Origin of the sequence: Paracoccus cavernae (assembly GCF_042430175.1) — a bacterium.
Classification (GTDB): domain Bacteria; phylum Pseudomonadota; class Alphaproteobacteria; order Rhodobacterales; family Rhodobacteraceae; genus Paracoccus; species Paracoccus cavernae.
Map to the genome: position 1 here is coordinate 172,900 of NZ_JBHMDZ010000006.1, position 21,757 is coordinate 194,656.

At 63.3% G+C, this 21,757-nt stretch carries 25 protein-coding genes and 1 pseudogene; 14 read left to right on the forward strand and 12 right to left on the reverse strand.

Going from position 1 to position 21,757, the window contains the following annotated elements; translation table 11 throughout:
- Positions 1–2 precede the first annotated feature (2 nt).
- The gene (locus ACFFUC_RS07730; RefSeq protein WP_377685058.1) at positions 3–1,157 is read left to right on the forward strand and encodes an alkane 1-monooxygenase; all 1,155 of its coding nucleotides are present in this window, start codon (positions 3–5) and stop codon (positions 1,155–1,157) included.
- Here the strand turns inward: ACFFUC_RS07730 and ACFFUC_RS07735 are convergent.
- The 6 genes from ACFFUC_RS07735 to ACFFUC_RS07760 all read right to left on the reverse strand — a co-directional run bounded on the left by ACFFUC_RS07735 (position 1,152) and on the right by ACFFUC_RS07760 (position 6,745).
- A complete protein-coding gene (locus ACFFUC_RS07735; protein WP_377685060.1) occupies positions 1,152–1,937 on the reverse strand; it encodes a hypothetical protein in 786 nt (261 codons plus the stop codon). The genes ACFFUC_RS07730 and ACFFUC_RS07735 overlap by 6 nt on opposite strands.
- The gene (locus ACFFUC_RS07740) at positions 1,934–2,983 is read right to left on the reverse strand and encodes a GSCFA domain-containing protein (RefSeq protein ID WP_377685062.1); all 1,050 of its coding nucleotides are present in this window, start codon (positions 2,981–2,983) and stop codon (positions 1,934–1,936) included. Before ACFFUC_RS07740 ends, ACFFUC_RS07735 begins: the two co-directional genes overlap by 4 nt.
- Before the next feature lie 187 nt (positions 2,984–3,170).
- On the reverse strand, positions 3,171–4,316 hold the full coding sequence (locus tag ACFFUC_RS07745) for a site-specific DNA-methyltransferase (RefSeq protein WP_377685064.1): 1,146 nt from the start codon (positions 4,314–4,316) through the stop codon (positions 3,171–3,173).
- An 89-nt stretch (positions 4,317–4,405) separates the two neighbouring features.
- Positions 4,406–5,035 (reverse strand): ribonuclease HII, encoded by a 630-nt coding sequence (rnhB, locus tag ACFFUC_RS07750; RefSeq protein WP_377685066.1) that lies wholly within the window; start codon positions 5,033–5,035, stop codon positions 4,406–4,408.
- Positions 5,032–5,514: an ureidoglycolate lyase gene (locus tag ACFFUC_RS07755; protein WP_377685068.1), complete on the reverse strand. Its 483-nt coding sequence runs from the start codon at positions 5,512–5,514 to the stop codon at positions 5,032–5,034. The genes rnhB and ACFFUC_RS07755 overlap by 4 nt, the downstream gene beginning before the upstream one ends.
- A 55-nt stretch (positions 5,515–5,569) precedes the next feature.
- On the reverse strand, positions 5,570–6,745 hold the full coding sequence (locus ACFFUC_RS07760) for an MFS transporter (RefSeq protein WP_377685070.1): 1,176 nt from the start codon (positions 6,743–6,745) through the stop codon (positions 5,570–5,572).
- Between the two features lie 290 nt (positions 6,746–7,035).
- Between ACFFUC_RS07760 and hutC the strand changes: the two genes are divergently transcribed.
- The 3 genes from hutC (at position 7,036) to ACFFUC_RS07775 (ending at position 10,379) form a co-directional block, all read left to right on the forward strand.
- Positions 7,036–7,743 (forward strand): histidine utilization transcriptional repressor HutC, encoded by a 708-nt coding sequence (hutC, locus tag ACFFUC_RS07765; RefSeq protein ID WP_377685072.1) that lies wholly within the window; start codon positions 7,036–7,038, stop codon positions 7,741–7,743.
- 130 nt (positions 7,744–7,873) lie between these two features.
- Positions 7,874–9,487 (forward strand): L,D-transpeptidase family protein, encoded by a 1,614-nt coding sequence (locus tag ACFFUC_RS07770; protein ID WP_377685075.1) that lies wholly within the window; start codon positions 7,874–7,876, stop codon positions 9,485–9,487.
- Positions 9,488–9,557: 70 nt separating this feature from the next.
- Positions 9,558–10,379 carry an extensin-like domain-containing protein gene (locus tag ACFFUC_RS07775; RefSeq protein ID WP_377685077.1) on the forward strand — a complete coding sequence of 274 codons (822 nt, stop codon included), beginning with the start codon at positions 9,558–9,560 and terminating at the stop codon, positions 10,377–10,379.
- 20 nt (positions 10,380–10,399) lie between these two features.
- On the opposite strand, the gene ACFFUC_RS07780 is transcribed toward ACFFUC_RS07775, so the two are convergent.
- Positions 10,400–11,131: a Crp/Fnr family transcriptional regulator gene (locus tag ACFFUC_RS07780; protein WP_377685078.1), complete on the reverse strand. Its 732-nt coding sequence runs from the start codon at positions 11,129–11,131 to the stop codon at positions 10,400–10,402.
- 166 nt (positions 11,132–11,297) lie between these two features.
- Positions 11,298–12,665, reverse strand: a complete 1,368-nt coding sequence (locus tag ACFFUC_RS07785) for a FliI/YscN family ATPase (protein WP_377685080.1) — start codon at positions 12,663–12,665, stop codon at positions 11,298–11,300.
- A gap of 90 nt (positions 12,666–12,755) precedes the next feature.
- Between ACFFUC_RS07785 and ACFFUC_RS07790 the strand changes: the two genes are divergently transcribed.
- From ACFFUC_RS07790 to ACFFUC_RS07835, 10 genes and pseudogenes are all read left to right on the forward strand, one after another.
- Positions 12,756–13,145, forward strand: coding sequence for a FlgB family protein (locus tag ACFFUC_RS07790; protein ID WP_377685082.1), 390 nt, complete (start codon positions 12,756–12,758; stop codon positions 13,143–13,145).
- Between the two features lie 8 nt (positions 13,146–13,153).
- Positions 13,154–13,546, forward strand: coding sequence for a flagellar basal body rod protein FlgC (gene flgC / locus ACFFUC_RS07795; RefSeq protein ID WP_377685084.1), 393 nt, complete (start codon positions 13,154–13,156; stop codon positions 13,544–13,546).
- Positions 13,547–13,558: 12 nt separating this feature from the next.
- Positions 13,559–13,837: a flagellar hook-basal body complex protein FliE gene (gene fliE, locus ACFFUC_RS07800; RefSeq protein ID WP_377685086.1), complete on the forward strand. Its 279-nt coding sequence runs from the start codon at positions 13,559–13,561 to the stop codon at positions 13,835–13,837.
- Between the two features lie 7 nt (positions 13,838–13,844).
- Positions 13,845–14,111: a flagellar biosynthesis protein FliQ gene (fliQ, locus tag ACFFUC_RS07805; RefSeq protein ID WP_377685295.1), complete on the forward strand. Its 267-nt coding sequence runs from the start codon at positions 13,845–13,847 to the stop codon at positions 14,109–14,111.
- A gap of 3 nt (positions 14,112–14,114) precedes the next feature.
- Complete coding sequence (locus ACFFUC_RS07810; protein WP_377685087.1) at positions 14,115–14,831, forward strand: flagellar hook-basal body complex protein; 717 nt, start codon at positions 14,115–14,117, stop codon at positions 14,829–14,831.
- Between the two features lie 10 nt (positions 14,832–14,841).
- A pseudogene (flgG, locus tag ACFFUC_RS07815) lies at positions 14,842–15,624 on the forward strand (flagellar basal-body rod protein FlgG); the annotation flags it as partial.
- A gap of 77 nt (positions 15,625–15,701) precedes the next feature.
- Positions 15,702–16,037 carry a flagellar basal body P-ring formation chaperone FlgA gene (gene flgA, locus ACFFUC_RS07820; RefSeq protein ID WP_377685088.1) on the forward strand — a complete coding sequence of 112 codons (336 nt, stop codon included), beginning with the start codon at positions 15,702–15,704 and terminating at the stop codon, positions 16,035–16,037.
- A 21-nt stretch (positions 16,038–16,058) separates the two neighbouring features.
- Positions 16,059–16,811: a flagellar basal body L-ring protein FlgH gene (gene flgH, locus ACFFUC_RS07825; RefSeq protein ID WP_377685090.1), complete on the forward strand. Its 753-nt coding sequence runs from the start codon at positions 16,059–16,061 to the stop codon at positions 16,809–16,811.
- A gap of 4 nt (positions 16,812–16,815) precedes the next feature.
- Entirely contained in the window at positions 16,816–17,313 is a 498-nt protein-coding gene (locus ACFFUC_RS07830) for a hypothetical protein (protein ID WP_377685091.1), read from the forward strand.
- A 118-nt stretch (positions 17,314–17,431) separates the two neighbouring features.
- On the forward strand, positions 17,432–18,376 hold the full coding sequence (locus tag ACFFUC_RS07835) for a glycosyltransferase (protein WP_377685093.1): 945 nt from the start codon (positions 17,432–17,434) through the stop codon (positions 18,374–18,376).
- Between the two features lie 49 nt (positions 18,377–18,425).
- On the opposite strand, the gene rfbA is transcribed toward ACFFUC_RS07835, so the two are convergent.
- Genes rfbA through rfbC form a run of 4 tightly spaced genes read right to left on the reverse strand, consistent with a single transcriptional unit; the run spans position 18,426 to position 21,755 of the window.
- On the reverse strand, positions 18,426–19,313 hold the full coding sequence (gene rfbA / locus ACFFUC_RS07840; protein WP_377685095.1) for a glucose-1-phosphate thymidylyltransferase RfbA: 888 nt from the start codon (positions 19,311–19,313) through the stop codon (positions 18,426–18,428).
- Positions 19,310–20,161 carry a dTDP-4-dehydrorhamnose reductase gene (gene rfbD / locus ACFFUC_RS07845; RefSeq protein WP_377685097.1) on the reverse strand — a complete coding sequence of 284 codons (852 nt, stop codon included), beginning with the start codon at positions 20,159–20,161 and terminating at the stop codon, positions 19,310–19,312. The genes rfbA and rfbD overlap by 4 nt, the downstream gene beginning before the upstream one ends.
- A complete protein-coding gene (gene rfbB / locus ACFFUC_RS07850; protein ID WP_377685098.1) occupies positions 20,158–21,195 on the reverse strand; it encodes a dTDP-glucose 4,6-dehydratase in 1,038 nt (345 codons plus the stop codon). The genes rfbD and rfbB overlap by 4 nt, the downstream gene beginning before the upstream one ends.
- Positions 21,192–21,755, reverse strand: a complete 564-nt coding sequence (rfbC, locus tag ACFFUC_RS07855) for a dTDP-4-dehydrorhamnose 3,5-epimerase (RefSeq protein WP_377685297.1) — start codon at positions 21,753–21,755, stop codon at positions 21,192–21,194. Before rfbC ends, rfbB begins: the two co-directional genes overlap by 4 nt.
- Positions 21,756–21,757 lie beyond the last annotated feature (2 nt).

A 21,757-nucleotide genomic window follows, 5' to 3' on the forward strand; every position in this document is an offset into this window, starting at 1 on the left:
CGATGAGCATGCCGCCCCGCCCCGCCGGTTTCCGCCACCGCCTGATCGACGCTTTGCCCTTCTGGCTCTCGCTCGGGATGGTGCCTTTGGTCGTGCTGGCGGCGGCGCGCGGCGGCTGGTGGTTTCTCTGCCTGCCGGCCTATGCGTGGTATCTCGTGACGTTCATGGACCTGATACTCGGCCGGAACGAGGAAAACCCCGATCCCCAGACGCCCGAAGCGCAGCTTTACTGGTACCGCGCGATCACGCTGGTCTGGTTCCCGCTTCAGGCCGCGCTGATTTTCGGAGCGATCCTTTACGTCACCCGCGCGCCCCATCTGGGCGGGCTGGAAAAGCTCGGGATTTTCTTCGGGATCGGCGTGGCTTCGGGCACGATCGGCATGGTCTATGCCCACGAGCTCTTGCACCAGCGCAACAATCTCGAGCGCTGGCTGGGCGATCTGCTGCTCGCCTCGACGCTCTATTCGCATTTCCGCACCGAGCATCTTCTGGTCCATCACTCATGGGTCGCCACCCCGCGCGATGCGGTTTCCGCCCGCTATAACGAGGGGTTCTTCCGCTATTTCCTGCGGGTTCTGCGCGATTGTCCGGCCAGCGCCTGGCAGGTCGAGGCCAAACGGCTGGCGCGGCGCGGCAACCGCGTCTGGGACCTGCGCAACCCGTTCTGGCGCTATGGCGCGCTGCAACTGGGGATGCTTGCCCTCGCGTTGGCCCTTGGCGGCTGGCAAGGGCTTTTCCTATTTCTCTGGCAGGCTTTCGTCGCGATCTGGCAGCTGGAGCTGACGAATTACGTCGAGCATTACGGGCTGACGCGCAAACATCTGGGGGAAGGCCGCTACGAACATGTCCTGCCGCGCCATTCGTGGAATGCCGCGCACAAGGCCTCGAACTGGCTGCTGATCAACCTCCAGCGCCATTCGGACCACCATTACAAACCCGACCGCCGCTTTCCGCTGCTGCAGACCTATGGTGCGGACGAGGCCCCGCAACTGCCCTTCGGCTATCCCGGCATGACCTTCATCGCCATGATCCCGCCGCTTTGGCGCAGGCGGATGAACCCGCGCGTCCGCGCCTGGCGGCGTCAGTTCTACCCCGAGATCGACGATTGGGGGCCCTATAGCTGCGCCGAAACCCCGATGCCGCGCGGCGCGCTATAGGGCCTGCAATCCCGCGAGTATCTGGTCGATCCGGCGCGCGCCGAAGCGGGTGTTGCCGTGGGAATATTCGGCCCGTCCGTGCTGGACATCCTGACGGCTGTTGAGCCGCAGCGAGCCGCGCATCCATTCGCTTCGGGTAAAAACCTCGTGGACCATCGTATCGGGCGGCTGCTCGATCACCACCGCCAGATCGGACATCAGTTCGTGCAGATGATGAAGATAGCGCTGGTGAAAGCTCGCCCCGTCGCCCCGCCGGAAAAGCTGGAGCAACGCCTGTTCCTGCTGCGGATCGTCGCGACACTCGACCGAGGGCAAAGGCGCGGGCAGAAACAGGATCGGCGCGATCCCGAGCCGCGCCAGCCGCCGGATCAGCCGCATCGCGGTCGAGGCCAGAATGCGGCGGCGCACCATCGCATCCATGAACCCCTCCGAGCACAGCTCGCAGGGGATACCTGCCGCGACAGAGGGAAAGCCGAGGCTGCGGTGGCTGGTCTGGACCGAGCAGAGCTGTGCAAAGCTGGACCCGCCGACCACAACGAAAGCGTCATAACCCGTCACCGCGAGCGCGGGCACCTCGTTGTAGAAATTGATCTGGCGCCGGATTTCGGGATCATCGGACAGGAGCACGCCGTCGCGAAGCTCGAGCTCGCCTATGCCGCGTCCGGGCAGGCCGAATATATCGGGGCGGAAATCGGGCCAACGCTCCGGCCAGTCGCGCAGGGCATTGCGCGGCGCGGCGAGATGGGAGTTCCCGATCAGAAGCACCCGCCCGAAACTCATCGCGCGAAAGCCTCTTTGAGGATTTCCTCGCAATCGGGCGGATCGCCGTCGATCTCTTCGCCGCCCAGCCACGGCGCCGGCGCGCCGTCCGGATCACGCAGCCCCTGCGCCGCAAAGAAAGCCGCCATGACCGAATCCACCCCGCGGTCAGAGACATCACGCAGATTGGGGCGAAAAAAACTGCCCATAGCGGCGGGATTGTTGACGATTTCATAGCTGGGGAAATAGTCGACATCGGCATGGCCGGCCGCAAAAGCACCGGCAGCGACGCGTAGAACCGCCTTGGACTGGTTGGTCGCGACCAGAACATGCTGGCCCGACACCGTTGCGGTCAGAGGCACCGGCGAGACCGACAGGATCAGCCTGCCCGCGGGATGAAGGGCTTTGAGGGTGTCGCGCAGCTCGGCCAGATCCGCCAGAACGTCGTCGTGACCGAGCGAAACAAATTCGTAGAGCGCCGGATCGAAATGGCCGGCCACCACGCCGGGGCAGGTCGGAAAGACCCTGCCCGTGCGCCGCTCCACCCAGCATTCGGTCAGCCCCAAGGTAAAAAAGACACAAGTCGCACGGGTAAAGACGCTGCGCACCGCCGCCAGATGGATCCGCCGCATCGCCAGAGCTTCATCGACCGAAACGAAACCATCCGGCTCGATCACGGGACGCAAAGCGTCGAAATAGCGGCCGTGACGGTCCCAGACATAGGCGGGATCGACGAAATCCGTCAAAGCATCGCGCAGAAGCTGCACGAAATGGCGCGCGGAATAGATATTGCCGTATCGCGCCGAATAAATGCCGTAACCGAAGTCGCGCGCGACAGCTTCGGCGGCGGCCCGCGGGGCGGGTTCGGCATCCAGCACATTCAGCCCCGCCCGCCGCAGCCTGCGCCCGATATATTGGGCAAAGCAGCTGCCTGCCGTCGCGATGGCATCATCCATACCCACGGAAAACTTCGGCTCGAAGACCGCAGTGATCCGCGCAGGATTGCTTTTCGCGACGCCGCTGCGCCAGAAAGCCTGAGGGGGAAGTTCCGAATAAGGATGAACCATGCCCCCTTTTTCCACAGAGAGCTGAAGATTTCGCAAATCCGCCCCCCCGAAAATCGCGGCAGAGCGGGCATATTGCGTAAAATGCGAATCAAAAGGCCCCGCCGCGACGGATCGACCGCGCGAACGGGGCAAGGTCGCCCCCACCGCGCGGAACTCGCGGCGTCATGGGGGCGTGGCGAAACGGGTGTCAGTTGGGGCGCGGGGTGTCCTCGGCCTGCATCTCGGCGCGGATCTGCTGGCGCAACGTGTCGATCGGCACCATGCGGCCCTCGCGGCGGAAATGCCAATAGGTCCAACCGTTGCAGGACGGCGCGCGTTGCAGCGCGGCCCCGACCTGATGGATCGAGCCCTTCACGTCATTGCCGATCAGGCTGCCGTCGGCGCGGACCTTGGCCTTGTGGCGGCTGTCGAGCGAGTAAAGCTCCTCGCCCGGACGCAGCATGCCGCGCTCGACGACCTGACCGAAGGGCACGCGCGGTTCGGCGCGTTTGCCGGTGGTGGTCGCAAGTGCGCCCGCATCAAGACGACGGACCCGCTCGAGCCGCTTGGTCGCGATCTCGCGGTAGGCTTCCTCGCGCTCGATGCCGATGAAATCGCGGCCAAGCATCTTGGCCACCGCGCCGGTCGTACCGGTGCCGAAGAACGGGTCGAGCACGACATCACCGGGATTGGTCGAGCCGATCAGGATGCGGTGCAGAAGGCTCTCGGGCTTTTGCGTCGGATGGGCCTTGTCGCCCTTGTCGTCTTTAAGACGCTCGCCGCCGGTGCAGATCGGCAAAACCCAGTCCGAGCGCATCTGGATGCCCTCGTTCAGCGATTTGAGCGCTTCGTAGTTGAAGGTATATTTCGAGTTTTCCGATTTCGAGGCCCAGATCATGGTCTCGTGCGCATTGGTCAGGCGCTTGCCGCGGAAATTCGGCATCGGATTGGATTTGCGCCAGATCACGTCGTTGAGGATCCAGTAACCGGCATCCTGAAGCGAGGCGCCGACGCGGAAAATGTTGTGATAGGAGCCGATCACCCAAATCGCGCCGTTGGGCTTGAGAATGCGGCGCGCTGCAGCCAGCCATTCGCGGGTGAATTGGTCATATGCGGCGAAACCCGTGAACTGGTCCCAATGGTCATCGACCGCATCGACTTTGGAATTGTCGGGGCGGTGCAAATCACCCTTGAGCTGCAGATTATAGGGCGGATCCGCGAAAATCAGGTCCACACTCGATTCCGGGAGCGAATTCATCACCTCGATGCAATCGCCCGCCAAAATCTGATTCAATGGAAGCTCACGTGATGCGAGACCACGCGGCTCGGCACGCCGAGTCGATTCTGTTTTCATTTTACTGCCTCATAACGCCGGCATTTTTGCCGATCTGGTATGGGTCCAAAATGATTCAGAAGCGATTCGGCGTCAAATTCTATTTTAAATCAAACGGTTGGGTTTGAGGGTTTACACAAGATGTTGTGGACGGGTGCGAAGCTACGCCTATGATATGGGGTCACGCCCAAATCTAGCAGCGCCTGCAAATGGGACTTAGTCGGATATCCGGCGTTTCTTTCCCAGCCATATCCCGGATGCTGTTGCGCCAAATCCACCATGAGCCTGTCGCGCAGCACTTTGGCCACAATCGACGCTGCGGCAATCGACATCGACAGCGCATCGCCCTTGATGATCGCCTGCGCGGGAATCGCGAGATCACGCGGAACGACATTGCCGTCGATCAGGGCGAAATCGGGACGGCGCGGCAAAGCCTCGACCGCGCGGCACATGGCGAGATGCGAGGCGTGATAGATATTGAGCGCGTCGATTTCCTCGATCCAGACATGGGAATAGGCCCAATCGCAACGCGCCATGATCTCTTCCGCCAAGGCATCGCGGCGCTTGGCGGAGAGCTTCTTGGAATCGTTCAGACCTGCCGGAGGATCGTCGCAGAGAATCACCGCGGCCGCCGTCACAGGACCGGCCAAAGGCCCGCGCCCGACCTCGTCGACGCCCACGATCACGCGGGCGCCCCGTGCTGCGGCCTCTTCCTCGAAATGCAGGTCCGGCTGGCTCATCGGGTGATCGTCACGGCTGCAATGGTGACTTCCTCGAGGTTCACGCCCTCGCCCTCGCGATCGACGACCAGAAAATCGGCCGCATTGTCGATCGGGGTCAGCACGCCGTGCCAAACGCCGGCATGCAGGTTCACGCCCGTTCCGGCCGGCACGATGAAGGCGATCGGCGCGCCGGGCTTGCCGCCCTCGTCGGGGGCCACGACCGACAGCCACTCGCCGTCGGTGATCGGGAAAAAGGCTTGCGAGCCAAGCGGGTGACGCTCGAGCAGGGTGCAGTCATAGGGGAAGCTGATCGGCTCGGAGCGGAAAATCGAGATGATCGCCTCGCCGCCGTTGCGCTCGACGGTCGCAAGGGCATTGTGACGCTCGCAGCGACCGGCGTTGATCATCTTGGTGGGGACTTCGCGCGCCGAAAGAACATCGCCGAAAGGGGCAAAGGCTTCGGCTGTAAGGGCAACAGCGCGGATTGCGTCAGTCATGTCGGTCTCCTCCAGACAGTCGGGCGGCAAAATGGCCGCCCAACTCTAGCGGAGCCTATACCCGATGCATACGGGGAAGGAAAATCGTCAGCAGCCCCATCAGCGGCAGGAAAGAGCAGACCCAATAGACGAATTCGATCCCCTTCTGGTCGGCGACCCAACCCAGCACGGCGGCTGCAATCCCGCCCATGCCGAAGGCAAAGCCGAAGAAGATCCCCGCGATCATACCCGTCCGCCCCGGCACCAGTTCCTGCGCGAAGACGACGATGGCCGGAAAGGCCGAAGCAAGGATCAGGCCGATGATGACGCTGAGCACGCCGGTCATCTCCAGCCCGACATGGGGCAAGGCGAGGGTGAAGGGCAGCACGCCCAGAATCGAGAACCAGATGACCTTGAGCGGCCCGACGCGGTCGCCGACGATCCCGCCCAGCATCACGCCCGCAGCCATGCCGGCGAGAAAGAGGAACAGCATGACCTGCGCCGACTGGGTCTCGATCCCGAATTTTTCCATCAGGAAGAAGGTGTAATAGCTCGAGAGGCTGGCGGTGTAGATGTTCTTGGTGAAGGTCAGCAGCGCCAGCACCACGATCGCCACGACGATCTTTTCGCGCGGCAGGCGGCTTGCGACCGCTTGGCGCGCAGGGCTTGCCTTGCGCTTGCCCTCGGCCCAGGTGCCGATGCGCCACAAGATCGCCGAACCGGCCATGGCAAAGGCCGAGAAGATCGCGATCGAGGGCCGGCCGAGCGGGACCACGATGAAGGCGGCGAGCAAAGGCCCGAGCGCCTGGCCGAAATTGCCGCCAAGCTGGAAGAGGGATTGCGCCGTTCCGAATTTGCCGCCCGACGCGATCCGCGCCACGCGCGAGCTCTCGGGGTGGAAAATCGACGAGCCGACGCCGATCAGCATCGCGCCGACCAGAAGAAGCGAATAGTTATGCGCCAGCGCCAACAGCAGCACGCCGACCACGGTCGAGCCCATGCCGAAAGACAGCGAACGCGGCATCGGATGCTTGTCGGTGACGATCCCCACGACCGGCTGCAAAAGAGATGCAGTTACCTGAAACGCGAAGGTCATCAGGCCGATCTGGCCGTAGCTGAGGGTAAATTCTTCTTGCAATAGCGGATAGATCGCCGACAGCATGGATTGCATCACGTCGTTGATCATATGGCAGGCACTGATTGCAATCAGAACTGCCCAAGCTGTGCCCACCTGTGCTGAGCCGCGGGACATTGTCGCATCCGACATCTGCTCCCCTCCCGAGTAATGGATTTTCCGTGAGATCCGGAACACTAGGGTGAGGCATTGTGCCGCAGAAAGAGGAAGTCAATGCGCGGAAGTCCGAAAAGTTCATCACGAAGCGATAAAAAATTCCTTAACTTGTCCGATTAGCACAACATATCCTTGTACATGTTACCGTTATGGGTGAATAATGAGAAAATACTTACAACCCTGAGATGACAATGAACGCTTTTTCCACACTCCCGAAACAAGTCGGGCAAGCACTGACGACAGGAGATCCCGTGCGTAGTCCGCAACGCATGATGACGTGGCAGGCGGTTCAGTCCGAGGTGCTGACGCGTATCCGTAACGGTTACTGGCGCCCGGGGCAACTGATCCCGACCGAAAGCGAGCTTGCAGTCGAATTCGGCTGCGCCCGTGCGACCGTCAACCGCGCCCTGACCTCTTTGGCCGCAAGCGGCCTTCTCGAGCGCCGCCGCAAAGTCGGCACCCGAATCGCCAAACACCCGCCGCAAAGCTCGACCTTGCCGAAAAACGTCCTGCGCGGCGAAATAGAAAGCAAGGGCGCGGCCTATGGCTACCACCTGATTTCGGTCAACCGCATCGTGCCGCCGGCCGATGTCGCCCAGCTTCTGATGCTGAAGCCGGGTCAGGAAGTCCTTGAAGTCCGCGCCGAATTCTCGGCCGACGACAGCCCCTATTGCGGCGAGGAACTCTGGGTCAATCTCGAGGCCGTTCCGGCCATCGACGGTGCCGACCTCACCTCCGCCTCGGCCTATGAGTGGCTGATCGAGAATGTCGCGCTCAACCACGGCAACCTCGCGGTTTCGGCCACTTCGGTGAAGTCGGAATTCGTCGGCAATGCATTGAGCATCCAGCGCGGAGCACCCGTTCTGGTGATCGAGCGCACGACCTGGGCTGATGCGGCCGCCGTTTCGGTGTCGCGCCAGTATTTCCCCGAAGGCCACTCGCTCAGCGCCCTTTTCTGAGCAATTCGCCATGCAGCGCCCCCCTATCAAGGCAACTTGATTCGGGAGCGCTTGCAACACCCGTGCAGAGCGTTCATGTGATCAGGGTCCCTTTGTGATCTTATCCTTCCCGCACCTGCCCGGAGCCCGCATGTCCCGCCTGCTTCCACAAACCCGTCGTCTCGCAAGCCTCATGTTGGCCGGGACTTTCCTGTTTGTTACCCAGGCCGCATTCGCGCCCCTTCCCGCTCTTGCACAAAGTGCAACCGCGCCGGAAAACAACGCCCGCAAATTCTCTGCCGCCGATATCGAGGCTGCCGATTACACCAGCGGCGATCTGCCTGCCGGCCAATCGGCCCTGACCGCCAAAGTGCAGATCCTGCTCGATCGTTCGGGCATTTCGCCGGGGGTGGTCGACGGCTGGCGCGGCGGGATGAGCGAAAGCGCGATCCGCGCGTTCCAGCGCCGTGCCAATCTGCCGATGAACGGCCGCATGAGCCCCGTCGTGTGGCAGCTTCTCCAGCCCTTCGCGGCAGAGCCCCTGACGATGGAATACACCATCACCGAAGACGATGCGCATGGGCTGGTCGACAAGATCCCGAGCGATTACGCCGAAAAGGCGGCGATGACCTCGCAAGGCTATACCAGCATTCTCGAAAAGCTGGCCGAGCGCTTCCACATGGACGAGAAATTCCTCCAGAAGCTGAACCCCGGCATCACCTTCGAGCCGGGCGCCACCATCAAGGCGACGGTTCCGGCCAAGCCGATTCGCGCGACCGTGACGCGCATCATCGTCGACAAGGCGACGCGGCGGGTCGCGGCCTATGATGCCAAGGGCAATATGGTCGCGGATTATCCCGCAACCGTCGGCTCGACCACGACGCCTTCGCCGCACGGAACCCATACCGTCGATGCGGTCGCGCTCAATCCGACCTACACCTACAACCCCGCCAAGAACTTCAAACAGGGCGACAACGACCGCGTTCTGCTGGTCCCGCCCGGACCGAACGGGCCGGTGGGCGATGTCTGGATCGACCTGTCCGAGCCGACCTACGGCATTCACGGCACCGCAACGCCCTCGCGGCTTTTCGTCAACCAATCCTATGGCTGCGTGCGTCTGACCAACTGGGATGCGCGCGAGCTGGCCCATATGGTCAAGGCGCGCGTCACCGTGGTCGAATTCCTCGATCCGGGGGTCAGCATTGCCGATGTGACCTCGGGTGCCGCAGGAGCTGCGGGCGCAACCTCGGTTGCCGCCACCATCACCGGCAAGCGCCCCCTCGCGCGGCCTTATCTGCCGGCCGAAACCGTCACGGCTGCCGGCGCGGGCGCCACGACAACGGCCGCCACCGGCGCGGCCACGAATGCGGCAACCGCCCCGACCGCGGCCACGCTTCCCGCCGCAACCGTTACCGCCCCTGCCGCCCAGCAGGCGGCAAGCCCTGCGACAAGCACCGCGCCTGTCGCTGGCACCCCTCCTGATGGCGCACCCACCGTTTCCGGCAGCGACCTGCTCTCCGAGGCGATCTCGCAGGCGGTGACCTCCAACCCGCCGGTCACGAGCACGACCCTGCCCGATGCCCCGCAAAGCGGTCCGGCGGCATCCACCCCGCCGGCTGCGGCCGTGCCCTCCTTGGCGCCGACGCTGCCGCCGCGCCGCAGCCCGGGCCGGAGCGATCCGGCAACGCCGCCCGCCGCGCTCGATGCGGCCACGGCCGCCAGCACGATCGCACCGCTGACCACCCAGACCACAACGGGGCAATAGGGAAATGCGGGCCGCCTTGCAGACAAGCGTACTGGCGGCCCTTTTTTCCGCTGCCATCCCCCTGACGGCTTTGACGCAACCAGCGCCTGCCCAAGGGCAGGAAGCACCTGCCATCGCGCCGCAATCCTCGAAACCGCCACCTCCAAAACCCGCCGCACCGGAGACCGCCCCCAAGGCCGCATCAGAGGCCGCATCAGAGGCGGCTCCCGAATCCGCTCTACCGGAAGCCGCCAAGCCCGAAGCGCAGGCAGAGACAGGCGCCGCTCCGCCCCCTGCCGGTCCCGCGGCCAAAGCCGATGCGCCCCCCCTGCCCGATGGCCTGCGCGGCAGCGACCTCGGCCATTCCGCCTGCCTGCTCACGCTCTATCTCATGGGCGCGCGCTATAGCGAGGAGCCGGCAATCACCGAGGAAAACCCCGATTGCGGCATTGCCCGCCCGATATCCGTCTCCCAGATTCTGCCGGGCGTCACTTTGGACGGCGATCCGGTCATGCGCTGCGAGACCGCCCGCCAGCTCGCATTCTGGCTGAACGGCACTGTCCTTCCTGCGACGCGCTTTCTTGACGGCGCGCCGCGCCTTGCCGCGATTGCCCCCGGCTCGACCTACCAATGCCGCGGCGTCATCGGCACGCAAAGCAGCGCCAATGTCTCGGAACATGCTTTGGGGAATGCTTTCGACATCGCCGCCTTCACCTTCGACAACGGCGAAAGCTACGAGGTCGCGCCGCGTCAGGACGACGGCGATATGGCCGAGGCCTTTCTGGCCGCGATCAGGGGGGGCGCTTGCCTCTATTTCACGACGGTGCTCGGGCCCGGCACGAATGCCGCCCATGACAACCACCTCCACCTCGACATCAAGGCCCGCAAGGGCGGCTTCCGCATCTGCCAATAGGCAGCGCCCCCCCGCGCGCCCTAGTGGACCAGTCGCTCCATGCTGAGATAATCGGGATCGAATTTCGCCAGCCGGCAGAGCTCGTCCCAATCGAGGATCTGCACCTCGGATCCGACCCAGCGCACCAGCCCGCGATCCTTGAGATCACGCACCGCACGGTTGATATGAATGGGCGAATATCCAAGAATTTCAGCAAGTTCACGCTGAAGAATCGGCAGAGTGAAGCGCAACCCCTGCGTCGCCCCGATGCTGCGCTGGCGCGTGTAAAGCTCGCAGACGAGATGGGCAAGATGCGCGCTCGAGCGCAACGAGGCCGCCGCGACCAGCCAGCGCCGGTGCACCGCCGCATCAAAGGTCGTCGCCAGCCACAGCAGCCGCGTCAGATGCGGAAATTCCTGCGTGATGCGCGACAGCTCGTCATGTGCGATGAACTCGACGCTCGATTGCCCCATCGAGATCACGTCATGTTCGAGCCGCTTGGTCATGAACCCGTGCAGATCGGTAAAATCCCCGATGATATGGATGGCCGTGATGACCTGCACATCCGAGCGCCCTTGCACCTTATGGGCATGGGCCGACATTCCCCGCACCATCATGGAGCTGCGCGTCAGCGTCTCGCCTTGCGGAATGATCACGGCGCCCGGTTGGAAACTGGTCGTTGTCGTCCGGATCGACCGGAGCCGTGCAATATCGGCAGGGCCCACCTCGGATTTGCCCTGAAGATAGCGGATGAAATAGTCGCTAATCGCCATAACCGCCCCCTAAAAAAAAACCTTTTAAACTTACAATTTATCAATGAGGGGCCGAATATCACGCTACGTCAAGCTAACATAAGTTGATCGCCAAGCCGCTGACCGCGCCCGAAACACTCAACCGCTGGGAACAAATGGCATTTTGCCAATTTGTCTTTTTAGCAGTTTATGTCCGCAAACCCGAAGGTGCGGAATTCGACGCGGCCAAAGCGGTCTGACGCGCCAAGGCCTCGCTCAAAAGCACGAAGCTTTCGGCCGCATCCCCCGAGCGCAGCGTGACAAAATGATCGAGCGAGGGATAAACGCGGACCGCCTCGTCAAGCACGGGGTCCGAGCCCTGCGCATAAAGGCCCGCACGGATCATCAGCTCGGATTCCGCATAGGCCCCGAGCATCGCCCGCGCCCGCGCGATCAGCGCATTCTCCGCATCATTGGCCGCCTGCGGCAGCGACCGCGACACCGAGCGCAGCACATCGATCGCGGGAAATCGGCCCCGCTCGGCGATGGCGCGGTCAAGCACGACATGGCCGTCCAGTACCCCGCGCAGGATATCGGCGACCGGCTCCTCCATATCCGATCCGGCCACCAGAACCGAGAAGATGCCGGTGATATCGCCCTGCCCTTCGGGCCCCGGCCCCGAGCGCTCGGCCAGCGCCATGATCAGGTTCGAGACCGAGGCCGGAAAGCCGCGGTAGCTGGGACTTTCTCCGGCCGCGAGGGCGATCTCGCGATGGGCTTCGGCGAATCGGGTGATCGAATCGGCAAGGAAGAGCACATGTTTACCTTGATCGCGGAAATATTCGGCGATCGTCATCCCCGCCCAGGCGCAGCGTCGCCGCATCATCGGCGACTGGTCCGAGGTCGCGGCGACCACGACGGCCCGCGCCATCCCCTCGGGGCCAAGGACCGTTTCGACGAATTCGCGCAACTCGCGCCCGCGCTCGCCGATCAGCGCGATCACCACGACATCCGCCGTGACCCCGCGCGCCAAGGCCGAGAGCAGCGTCGATTTCCCGACGCCCGATCCCGCGAAAAGCCCCAGTCGCTGGCCGCGCGCGATGGGCAGGATCGTATCGAAGACCGCCAAGCCGGTATCGAGCCGCGCCCCGAGCCGTTTGCGGCCGGCAGCAGGCGGCGGCGGTGCGCGGTAGCGCATCGGTGTCGGCCCCTGCGCCAGATGCCGCCCGTCCAGAGGCTGCCCCAGAGGATCGATCACCCGCCCGATCCACGCATCCGTCGGCGTCAGACGCGGCGCGAACAGCAGCTCGGCCCGCGCGCCGATCCGCAGCCCCTCGCTCGGCCCCTCGGGCAGGATCGCCGCGAATCGCGCCTGCAAGGCGATGACCTCGCCGAACAGCAGCGCTCCGCCCGGCATCGCAAAAGAGATCCGGTCGCCAAGCGCCGCGTGGTTGTTCAACCCGCTGACCAACACCACACCTGCCTGAATCGCATGCACAAGGCCGAAATGGCGGATCATCTTTTGCTCGGAGATCTGCTGCCCGATGCGGGCGGCAAAGGAGGTTAATCCATCCATCTCGGCTGTCTCTCCAGAAAGTTCCGTCGTCGAAACGGTTTCTAAACCAATTGGGGTTAAAACCTGGTTATCGACCAAGCGGAGAAGCCGGTGTTTGACAAAATCGAAACCCTGAGAATGGCGGAAAAGCTGATCGCCCACGGCACCCAGCGCCAAAAGCTCATCGCGGCCAATGTCGCCAATGCCGATACGCCCGGCTTCAAGGCCAATGATCTCGCGGGGTTTGCGCAAAGCTATGGCCATGCGCCTGCGACAGAGCTGCGCGCCAGCAATCCGCGCCACATCGCGGGCGGCAGCTGGGGGATGGGCGCGCCGCGGACCATCAGCGCCGGCGGCGAACCCGCACCCAACGGCAATACCGTCTCGCTCGAGGACGAAGTGTTCCGCATCGCCGATGCCCGCCGCGAATTCGACCTTGCGCTGACGATCACCAAAACATCGCTCTCGCTGATGCGCTCCAGCATCGGCCGCAGATATTGAGGCCCGCCATGTCCGATCTTCTTTCCGCCGTCAAAATCGCCAGCTCGGGCATGAAGGCCCAAGCCGTCCGGCTGCGCCATGTCTCGGAAAACATCGCCAATGCCGACACGCCCGGCTACCACCGCAAATTGGTCAGCTTTCAAGAGGATGTCGATTTCGGCCGCGAGACGGGGCGGGTGGCGGCCAGCCCGACCCGCTATGACCGCCGCGAATTGCCGCAAATCTACAACCCCGGTCATCCGATGGCCGACGCCAACGGCTACTACCGCGGATCCAACGTCGATCTGGTGATCGAAATCGCCGATTCACGTGAAGCGAGCCGCAGCTACGAAGCCAATCTGCGTGTCTTCGAACAGTCGCGCCAGATGGGCTCCTCGCTCCTTGACCTCATTCGCCGCTGAAAGGATTGAGACATGATCTCCCCGATTTCCGCCGCCAGTGCCTATAATAACGCCCGCGCCTCGGTCGCACCTTCCGAAGAGCTGCCGCAGGGTGTGGTCAACGGCATTTCCGACTTTGCCCGCGTCATGGAGCAGGTCGATACCGCCGCCACCGGCGCGATGAAAGGCACGACCGAGACCCACGAGCTGGTGCAGTCGATCGCCCGCGCCGAGATGGCGATGGATACCGTCGTAGCCATTCGCGACAAAGTCGTCGAGGCCTATCAGGAAATCATGCGAATGCCGGTCTAAGCCGATGATGGACGAGAACCTCATCTTCGACGTGACGCGCCAGGCGCTTTGGATCGCGGTCCGCATGTCGGCACCGCTTCTGGCGGCGGCTCTGATTGTCGGTGTCGTGATCGGCCTTTTTCAGGCGCTCACCTCGATTCAAGAGATGACGCTGACCTTCGTGCCGAAAATCGGCCTGATGCTCGTCATCTTCTGGGTCACCATGAGCTTCATGACCGCCACCCTCGCCGATTTCTTCAACGAGCGCATCTTGTCGCTGATCATCGGAGCCTGAGTGATGGACAACAGCATCTATGCCACCCTGACGCGCCAATCCGGCCTGATGAACGAGATGCGTTCGGTTGCCAACAACATTGCCAACTCGAATACGGTCGGCTTTCGCCGCGAGGGCGTGATTTTCTCGGAATATATGGTCTCTCTCGACCGCAGCGGCGAGACGCTGGCCATGGCCAACGCCCGCGGCCGTCATGTCGACCTGCGTCAAGGCGGCCTGACCATGACCAACGGCCAGCTTGATCTCGCGCTCGAGGGCGAGGGATTTTTCATGGTCGAGACCCTGCAGGGCAAACGCCTGACCCGCGCCGGTGCCTTTGCGCTCACGCCCGAAGGCGAGATCGTCGACATGTCGGGCAACCGCTTGCTCGACGAGGGGCAGGCCCCGATCGCCATCCCCGACGGCGCGCGCCATATCGGCATTGGTGCCGACGGCACGGTCTCTGCCGATGACCAGCCGATCGGTCGCGTGGGCGTTTTCGCGGCGCCCGACCCTTCCGAGATGCTGCATCAGGAAGGCACGCTTTTCACGCCGGGCGCGAACCCCGAGCCGCTCGAAAACCCGCGTGTGCGCCAGGGCTTTCTCGAGGAATCCAACGTCGAGCCCATCCACGAGATCTCGCGAATGATCGAGGTGCAGCGCGCCTATGAACTCGGGCAGTCCTTTCTCGATGCCGAGGACCAACGCATTCGCAACGTCATGATTTCACTCACCCGATAAAGGAACCGAGATGAGAGCCCTGCAGATCGCAGCCACCGGCATGAGCGCGCAGCAAATGCGCGTCGAGGTAATCTCGAACAACCTCGCCAATATGTCGACCACCGGCTACAACCCGCGCCGCGCCGAATTCGCCGATCTTTATTATCAGCAGGCACTGCGTCCGGGGACTTTGACCTCGACCGAGGGTTCGATGGTTCCGACCGGCGTCCAGCTCGGCCTCGGCGTGCGTCCGACGGCGGTTACGGTGATGTTGGCGCAGGGTACGCTGACCAATACGAACGGCGATCTCGATGTCGCAATCGACGGCAACGGCTATCTCGAGATCGAGCTGCCCTCGGGCACATCGGCCTATACCCGCGACGGCAGCCTCAAGCGCTCGGCCGACGGGCTGATCGTTACCTCCGAGGGCTATCCGGTCGTGCCGGGCCTCACGATCCCCGCAGATGCCACCAGCGTTGCAATCAACGCAAACGGCGAGGTTTTCGCCTATTTCGAGGATCAGGTCGAACCCGAAAACCTCGGCCAGTTCACTCTGGCGACCTTCATCAACGAAAAGGGCCTCGAGGCGACGGGCGGGAACATGTTCCTCGAAACGCCCGCCTCGGGTCCGGCACAGGTCGCCAACCCGGGCGAACAGGGGCTGGGCACCCTGCGGGCGGGCTATCTCGAGGAAAGCGCCGTCGATCCGGTGCGCGAGATCACCGAGCTGATCAAGGCGCAGCGCGGCTACGAGCTGAACTCCAAGGTCATCACCGCTGCCGACCAAATGCTCAACGCAACGGTACAGGTGCGGAAATGCTCAAACTTGCGCTCTGTCTCATCGCCCTGCCCGCCTTGGTCGCGGCAAACCCCGTTACTGCGGCCCGCACCTTGCCCACCGGCACGATCCTGTCCCAAGGCGATCTCGCCTTTGGCGAACAAGCCGACCCCGCAGCGCTGGATGCGCTGATCGGCATGGAAACCCGCGTGATGATCTACGAGGGCAAGCCAGTCACGCCGTCCCAGCTTGCCACGCCCACCCTCGTCGAACGCAACCAGATGGTCACGCTCTCCTATGTCAGCAACAGCCTCCAGATCGACACCGAAGGGCGCGCGCTCTCGTCCGGCCGGCTGGGTGATGTGGTTCGGGTCATGAATATGGGATCGCGCGCGACCGTCTCCGGAGAGGTTGCCGCGAACGGCAGCGTCGTGATCCGCAACCGTTAAGCCAGAAAGCACTGAAACATCATGAGCAAAACCCTTCCGCTCCTGACAGGGGCCTGCCTTGTCACGCTCACCGCTCTGGGTGCCTGCGGCCGCATCAAGGAGGTGGGACAGCAGCCCGAACTGACGGATTCCGTCGACGGGCCCGAGTTCCATGCCATGTCGGCGGCCGCCTATAGCGCGCCCCATTTCCCCGGAGCGACCATCGAATCCCCCAGTCTGGGCTCGCTTTGGACAACAAGTCCCATGTCGCTGGTCAGCGACAAGCGCGCCACCGAACGCGGCGACATCCTGACCGTCGTCATCGAGATCGACGACAAGGCCGAGTTCCAGAACACCTCGGGGCGCAGCCGCTCGGCGACCGATAAAGTCGGCATTCCCAATCTCATGGGAATTCCGCAACGCATCGACAAGATGTTGCCCGACGGTGCCTCGATGGAGGATCTGGCGGATGCCAGCGCGAATTCCTCTTATAAGGGCAGCGGCAATATCTCGCGGCGCGAAAAGCTGACCCTGCGGGTCGCGGCGACAATCATCGACATTCTGCCCAATGGCGTGCTGCGCGTCCAAGGCTCGCAAGAGGTCCGCGTCAACAATGAAGTCCGCGAGCTGACCGTCAGCGGCTTTGTCCGCCCCGCCGACATCGGCCGGCGCAACGAAATTGCCTATGACCGTATTGCAGGCGCACGGATTTCCTATGGCGGGCGGGGCAACATCACCGATGTGCAGCAGCCGCGCTACGGCCAGCAGATCGCCGATATCCTTTTGCCCTATTGAGGACATGATGCTCAAGAAAATCCTCATGCTGCTTCTGCCCGTACTCGCCCTTATCGGAGGCGCGGTCGGGGGCGAGATCCTCAAAGGCAAGCCCGAGATAGATGCTTCCGCGCAAGCCTCGGGCGAAGATGGCGAAGACGAGGCCTCCAGGGCTGGCGAAGGCGATCACGACAAAGGCGAGAATGCCTATTTCCGTTTCCCGACGCAGTTCTTCGTCCCGATCATGCAGAACGGCGATACTTTCGCGACCATGATCGTGGCCCTGACGCTGGAGATGCCGAAACCTTCGGAGGAAAAGGTTCTGGCCAACGAGCATCGTCTGCGCGACGCTTTGTTGCGTGCATTGATGATCCACGCCAATACCGGCGGTTTTTCAGGAAACTACACGTCGGACCAGCAAATGGACCGGCTGCGCGCCTCGCTGCTGAAGGCCGCGACCGATACGGCGGGGCCGGATGTAACGGGTATCCTTGTCGAGGATATCGCGCGGCAACTGCAATAGCCGCGCGGTCTTCTACCGGATGACGAACAGCGAAGCGCCCGTAGGCTCGGGCGCTCAACAGGGCTGGCCCGACCCCGTCATGCGCGCTAGGTTGACGCAAGTTATTCGGGATCCCGCCTTGCCTCCTCCAATCACGATCGCCTTGGCCAGTTACAATGGCGCGGCCTACCTGCCGACGCAGCTCGAAAGTTTTCGCGCGCAAAGCGAGGCGGACTGGAATCTGCTGGTCTCGGATGACGGATCAAACGATGCGACCCGAGACCAACTGGAAGGGTTCATTGCCGGTCTGCCCGTCGGCAGGGGGCGTCTTATCGAAGGACCAAAGGCCGGCTCGACGCGGAATTTTCTTCATCTGACGGCGGCGGCTGATCCCGAGCACTGGTTGGCTTATAGCGATCAGGACGACAAATGGCTGCCCGAAAAACTCGGTCGCGCGCGCGCGTTTCTTGCCGATAAAACCGGTCCCGCAATCTATGCGGCGCGGACGACGATCTGCGACGAGGAGCTGAATATCCTTGCTCCGGCTCCTGCTTTTACCCGCCCGCTGACCTTCCGCAATGCCCTGATTCAGGCCTGCTTGCCCGGCAATACAATCGTCGCGAATGCGCCCGCATTGCGCCTTTTGCAAGAGGCCGCGCCCGCGGCGGCGGCGGCGGGCGTCGTGTCGCATGATTGGTGGGCCTTCCAGCTTCTGTCGGCTGCGGGAGCGGCGATCAAACGCGACCGCGCGCAGGTTCTTCTTTATCGCCAGCATGGCCGGAACCTGATGGGGCGCAACGACACCCCCCGCGCCAAAGCCGCGCGGCTTTCGCTCTTGGGGAACGGAACTTTCGCGGAATGGCTTGATGCCAATCAGGCCGCGCTCGAGCCGGTTGCGCATTTGATGACTGCGGAGAACCGCGCGCTTTTGGCGCGTTTCCGCAAAGCGCGTGACAAATCCGGCGCCGCGACCGCCAAGGATTTTCTTGCGATGGGACTTTATCGCCAGACGCGGCTGGGGACGCTGGCGGTTTTGGCGGCGGCGAGCGCAGGCCGGTTGGCCCCCCGTCAAGCGGCCGTCTAAGTCGCCTCAAAGCACCCAAGGCCCCGCATTTCGGACGGGGCCATTCTGGTCAGCCGATCAGGCGCATCAGATAGCGGCCATAATCGTTCTTGGAGAAAAGCTTGGCCCGCTCGCGCAGCTGGTCGGCATCGATCCAGCCCTGCTCAAAGGCGATTTCCTCGGGGCAGCCTGTCTGGAGCCCCTGACGACGCTCCAGCGTGCGCACGAAGTTGCCCGCGTCAAGCAAGCTGGCATGGGTGCCGGTATCCAGCCAGGCGTAACCGCGACCCATCCGCTCGACCGTGAGACTGCCGTCATGAAGATAGGTCTCGAGCAGAGTGGTGATTTCCAGCTCGCCCCGCGCCGAAGGCTTGACCTCGCGCGCGCGTGCAGGCGCGGTTTCGTCAAGGAAATAAAGCCCCGTCACCGCGTAATCCGACGGCGGATTTTCCGGCTTTTCGATGATCGCATTGACCTGACCGTCGCCATCGAAGGCAACCACGCCGTAACGCTCGGGATCGGCGACGCGGTAGCCGAAAACCGTACCGCCCTGCTTGCGCTGGTCGGCCGAAGTCAGAAGGTCGGGAAGGCCCTGACCGAAGAAGATATTGTCGCCCAGAACCATTGCCGAGGGTGCGCCTGCAAGGAAATCCTCGGCGAGGATATAGGCTTGCGCGAGCCCGTCCGGAGAGGGCTGGATGATCCATTCGAAGCGCAGCCCCCATTGGCTGCCGTCGCCCAGAAGCCGCTGGAATTGAGCCTGATCCTCGGGGGTGGTGATCACGGCGATCTCGCGGATCCCCGCCAGCATCATCACCGAAATCGGGTAATAAATCATGGGCTTGTCGTAGATCGGCAGAAGCTGCTTCGAGACGCCCATCGTGATCGGGTAGAGCCGTGTGCCCGAACCGCCCGCCAGAATGATCCCTTTGCGCGCCAGCGCGTTTGCCTCGGTCATTGCTTCAACTCCGTAAGCACATCCACCAAACCGGCCTGCCAATCGGGCCGGAGGATTCCGAAATCGCGCGCGATAGCCGAGCAATCAAGCCGCGAATTCGCGGGCCGCGCCGCCGGCGTCGGGTAATCGGCGGTGGTGATGTCGGTGATCGCACAGGACAGCCCCGCCTGCGCCATGATCGCCCGCGCGAAATCGGCCCAGTTCGTATCGGGAGCGCCCGAGAAATGGTAAATGCCGCCCTTCGAGCGGTCGTCGAGCATGGCTTCGGCCATGGTCAGGCAGGCTTGGGCAATTGCACGCGCGGGCGTCGGGCCACCGTGCTGGTCGGCCACAACGCGCAGCTCCGGCCGCTCGGCGCCCAGCCGCAGCATGGTTTTCACGAAATTCGCGCCATGGGCGGAAAAGACCCACGAGGTCCGCAGGATCGCGGCTTGTGCGCCGCTGGCAAGGATCGCCTGCTCGCCGGCAAGTTTGGTTGCGCCGTAAACGCCCAAAGGTCCGGTCGGATCGGTTTCGATCCAAGGGCGCTCGCCGTCACCGGCAAAGACGTAATCGGTCGAGATATGGACGAAAGGCAGGCCGAGACCGGCCGCGGCGCTCGCCATGGCGGCGGGGGCATCTGCATTGACCAGTCGCGCAAGCTCGGGTTCGGATTCGGCGCGGTCGACGGCGGTATAAGCCGCGGCATTGATGACGGCGCGCGCGCCCGAGGCGCGGATCGCGGCTGCGCAGGCGGCAGGATCGGACAGATCGGCCTGATCGCGGCCGAGGAAAACGGCATCGGGCGCAAGCCGCGCCAGTTCGGTCGCAACCTGCCCCGTCCGGCCGAAGACCAGAAGCGCGGTCATGCTTTGCCCAGCCTTTCGCCGACGCCTTGACGATCGAGCAGCGGGCGCCACCACTCCTCGTTGTCGAGGTACCATTCGACGGTGCGGCGCAGCCCCTCTTCGACCGTGACCGAGGGGCGCCAGCCCAGCTCGTCGCGGATCCGCGCGGGGTCGATCGCATAACGGCGGTCGTGGCCGGGACGGTCGGTCACGAAGATGATCAAACGGTCATGCGGGGCGTTTTGCGGGCGCAGACGATCCATCTCGGCGCAGATCGTGCGCACGAGATCGATGTTTTTCGCCTCGTTCTCGCCACCGATATTGTAGCTGCGCCCCGTCTCGCCCTTTTCGAGCGCGAGCAGCAGGGCATCGGCATGATCCTCGACATAGAGCCAGTCGCGGACATTGCCGCCATCGCCGTAAACCGGAATCGGCTGGCCCGACAGCGCGCGCAGGATCACGACCGGCACCAGCTTTTCGGGGAAATGGTAGGGGCCGTAATTGTTCGAGCAATTGGTCAGGATGACCGGCAGGCCATAGGTCTCGTGCCAGGCGCGCACCAGATGGTCCGAGGCCGCTTTCGAGGCCGAATAGGGGCTGCGCGGATCATAGGGGGTTTCCTCGGTGAACTGACCGTCCTCGCCCAGCGAACCGAAAACCTCGTCGGTCGAGATATGGTGGAAGCGGAAACCCTCGGGCTTGCCCTGCGCGGCCCAATAGCCGCGCGCCGCCTCGAGCATGTTGTAGGTGCCGGTGATATTGGTTTCGATGAACGCCCCCGGCCCGTCGATCGAGCGGTCGACATGGCTTTCGGCCGCCAGATGCATGACGGCATCAGGCTGATGCGCGGCGAAAATACGGTCGAGCGCGGCGCGGTCGCGGATATCGGCCTGTTCGAAAGCGTAAAGCGGACTGTTGCCGACCGCCGCCACATTCGCGGCATTGGCGGCATAGGTCATGGCATCTAGGTTCACGACAGAATGGCCGCGCGCAACGGCAAGGCGGACGACTGCGGAACCGATGAATCCGGCACCGCCGGTGACGAGAATCTTCATGCCTGGGGCTCGTATGTAAAGGGGCTGTCGAAGTCTGCGAGGGTCTGGGCCGCGGCATCCTTGCCCGACAGGATCGGTTCTGCGGTGAGTTGCCAATCGATGCCGACACTGTCCCAAGCCACGCCGCCATCGCTTTCGGGGGCGTAATAATCGCTACATTTATAGACGATTTCGGTATCGGCGGCGCGGGTCACGAATCCATGCAGGAAACCGGCAGGGATCCAGAGCTGGCGGCCGTTATCGAAGGTCAGATCGACCCCCACCCAATCGCCATAGGTCGGGCTGCCTTTGCGCACGTCGACGGCGACATCGAACAAAGCCCCGCGGCCGCAGCGCACCAGCTTGCCCTGCGCATTGGGCGGCGACTGGAAGTGCAGGCCGCGCAAAGTATTGATCGCAGTCGAAAAAGAGTGGTTGTCCTGCACGAATTCCGGCAAGTCTACTCCGGCTTCGGCCAAGGTCCGGCGATTCCAGCTTTCGGAAAAGAAGCCGCGGGCGTCGCCGTGGCGTTTGGGCGTCAGGATCAGAACGCCCGGAAGTTTCGTCGTCTCGACCAGCATCG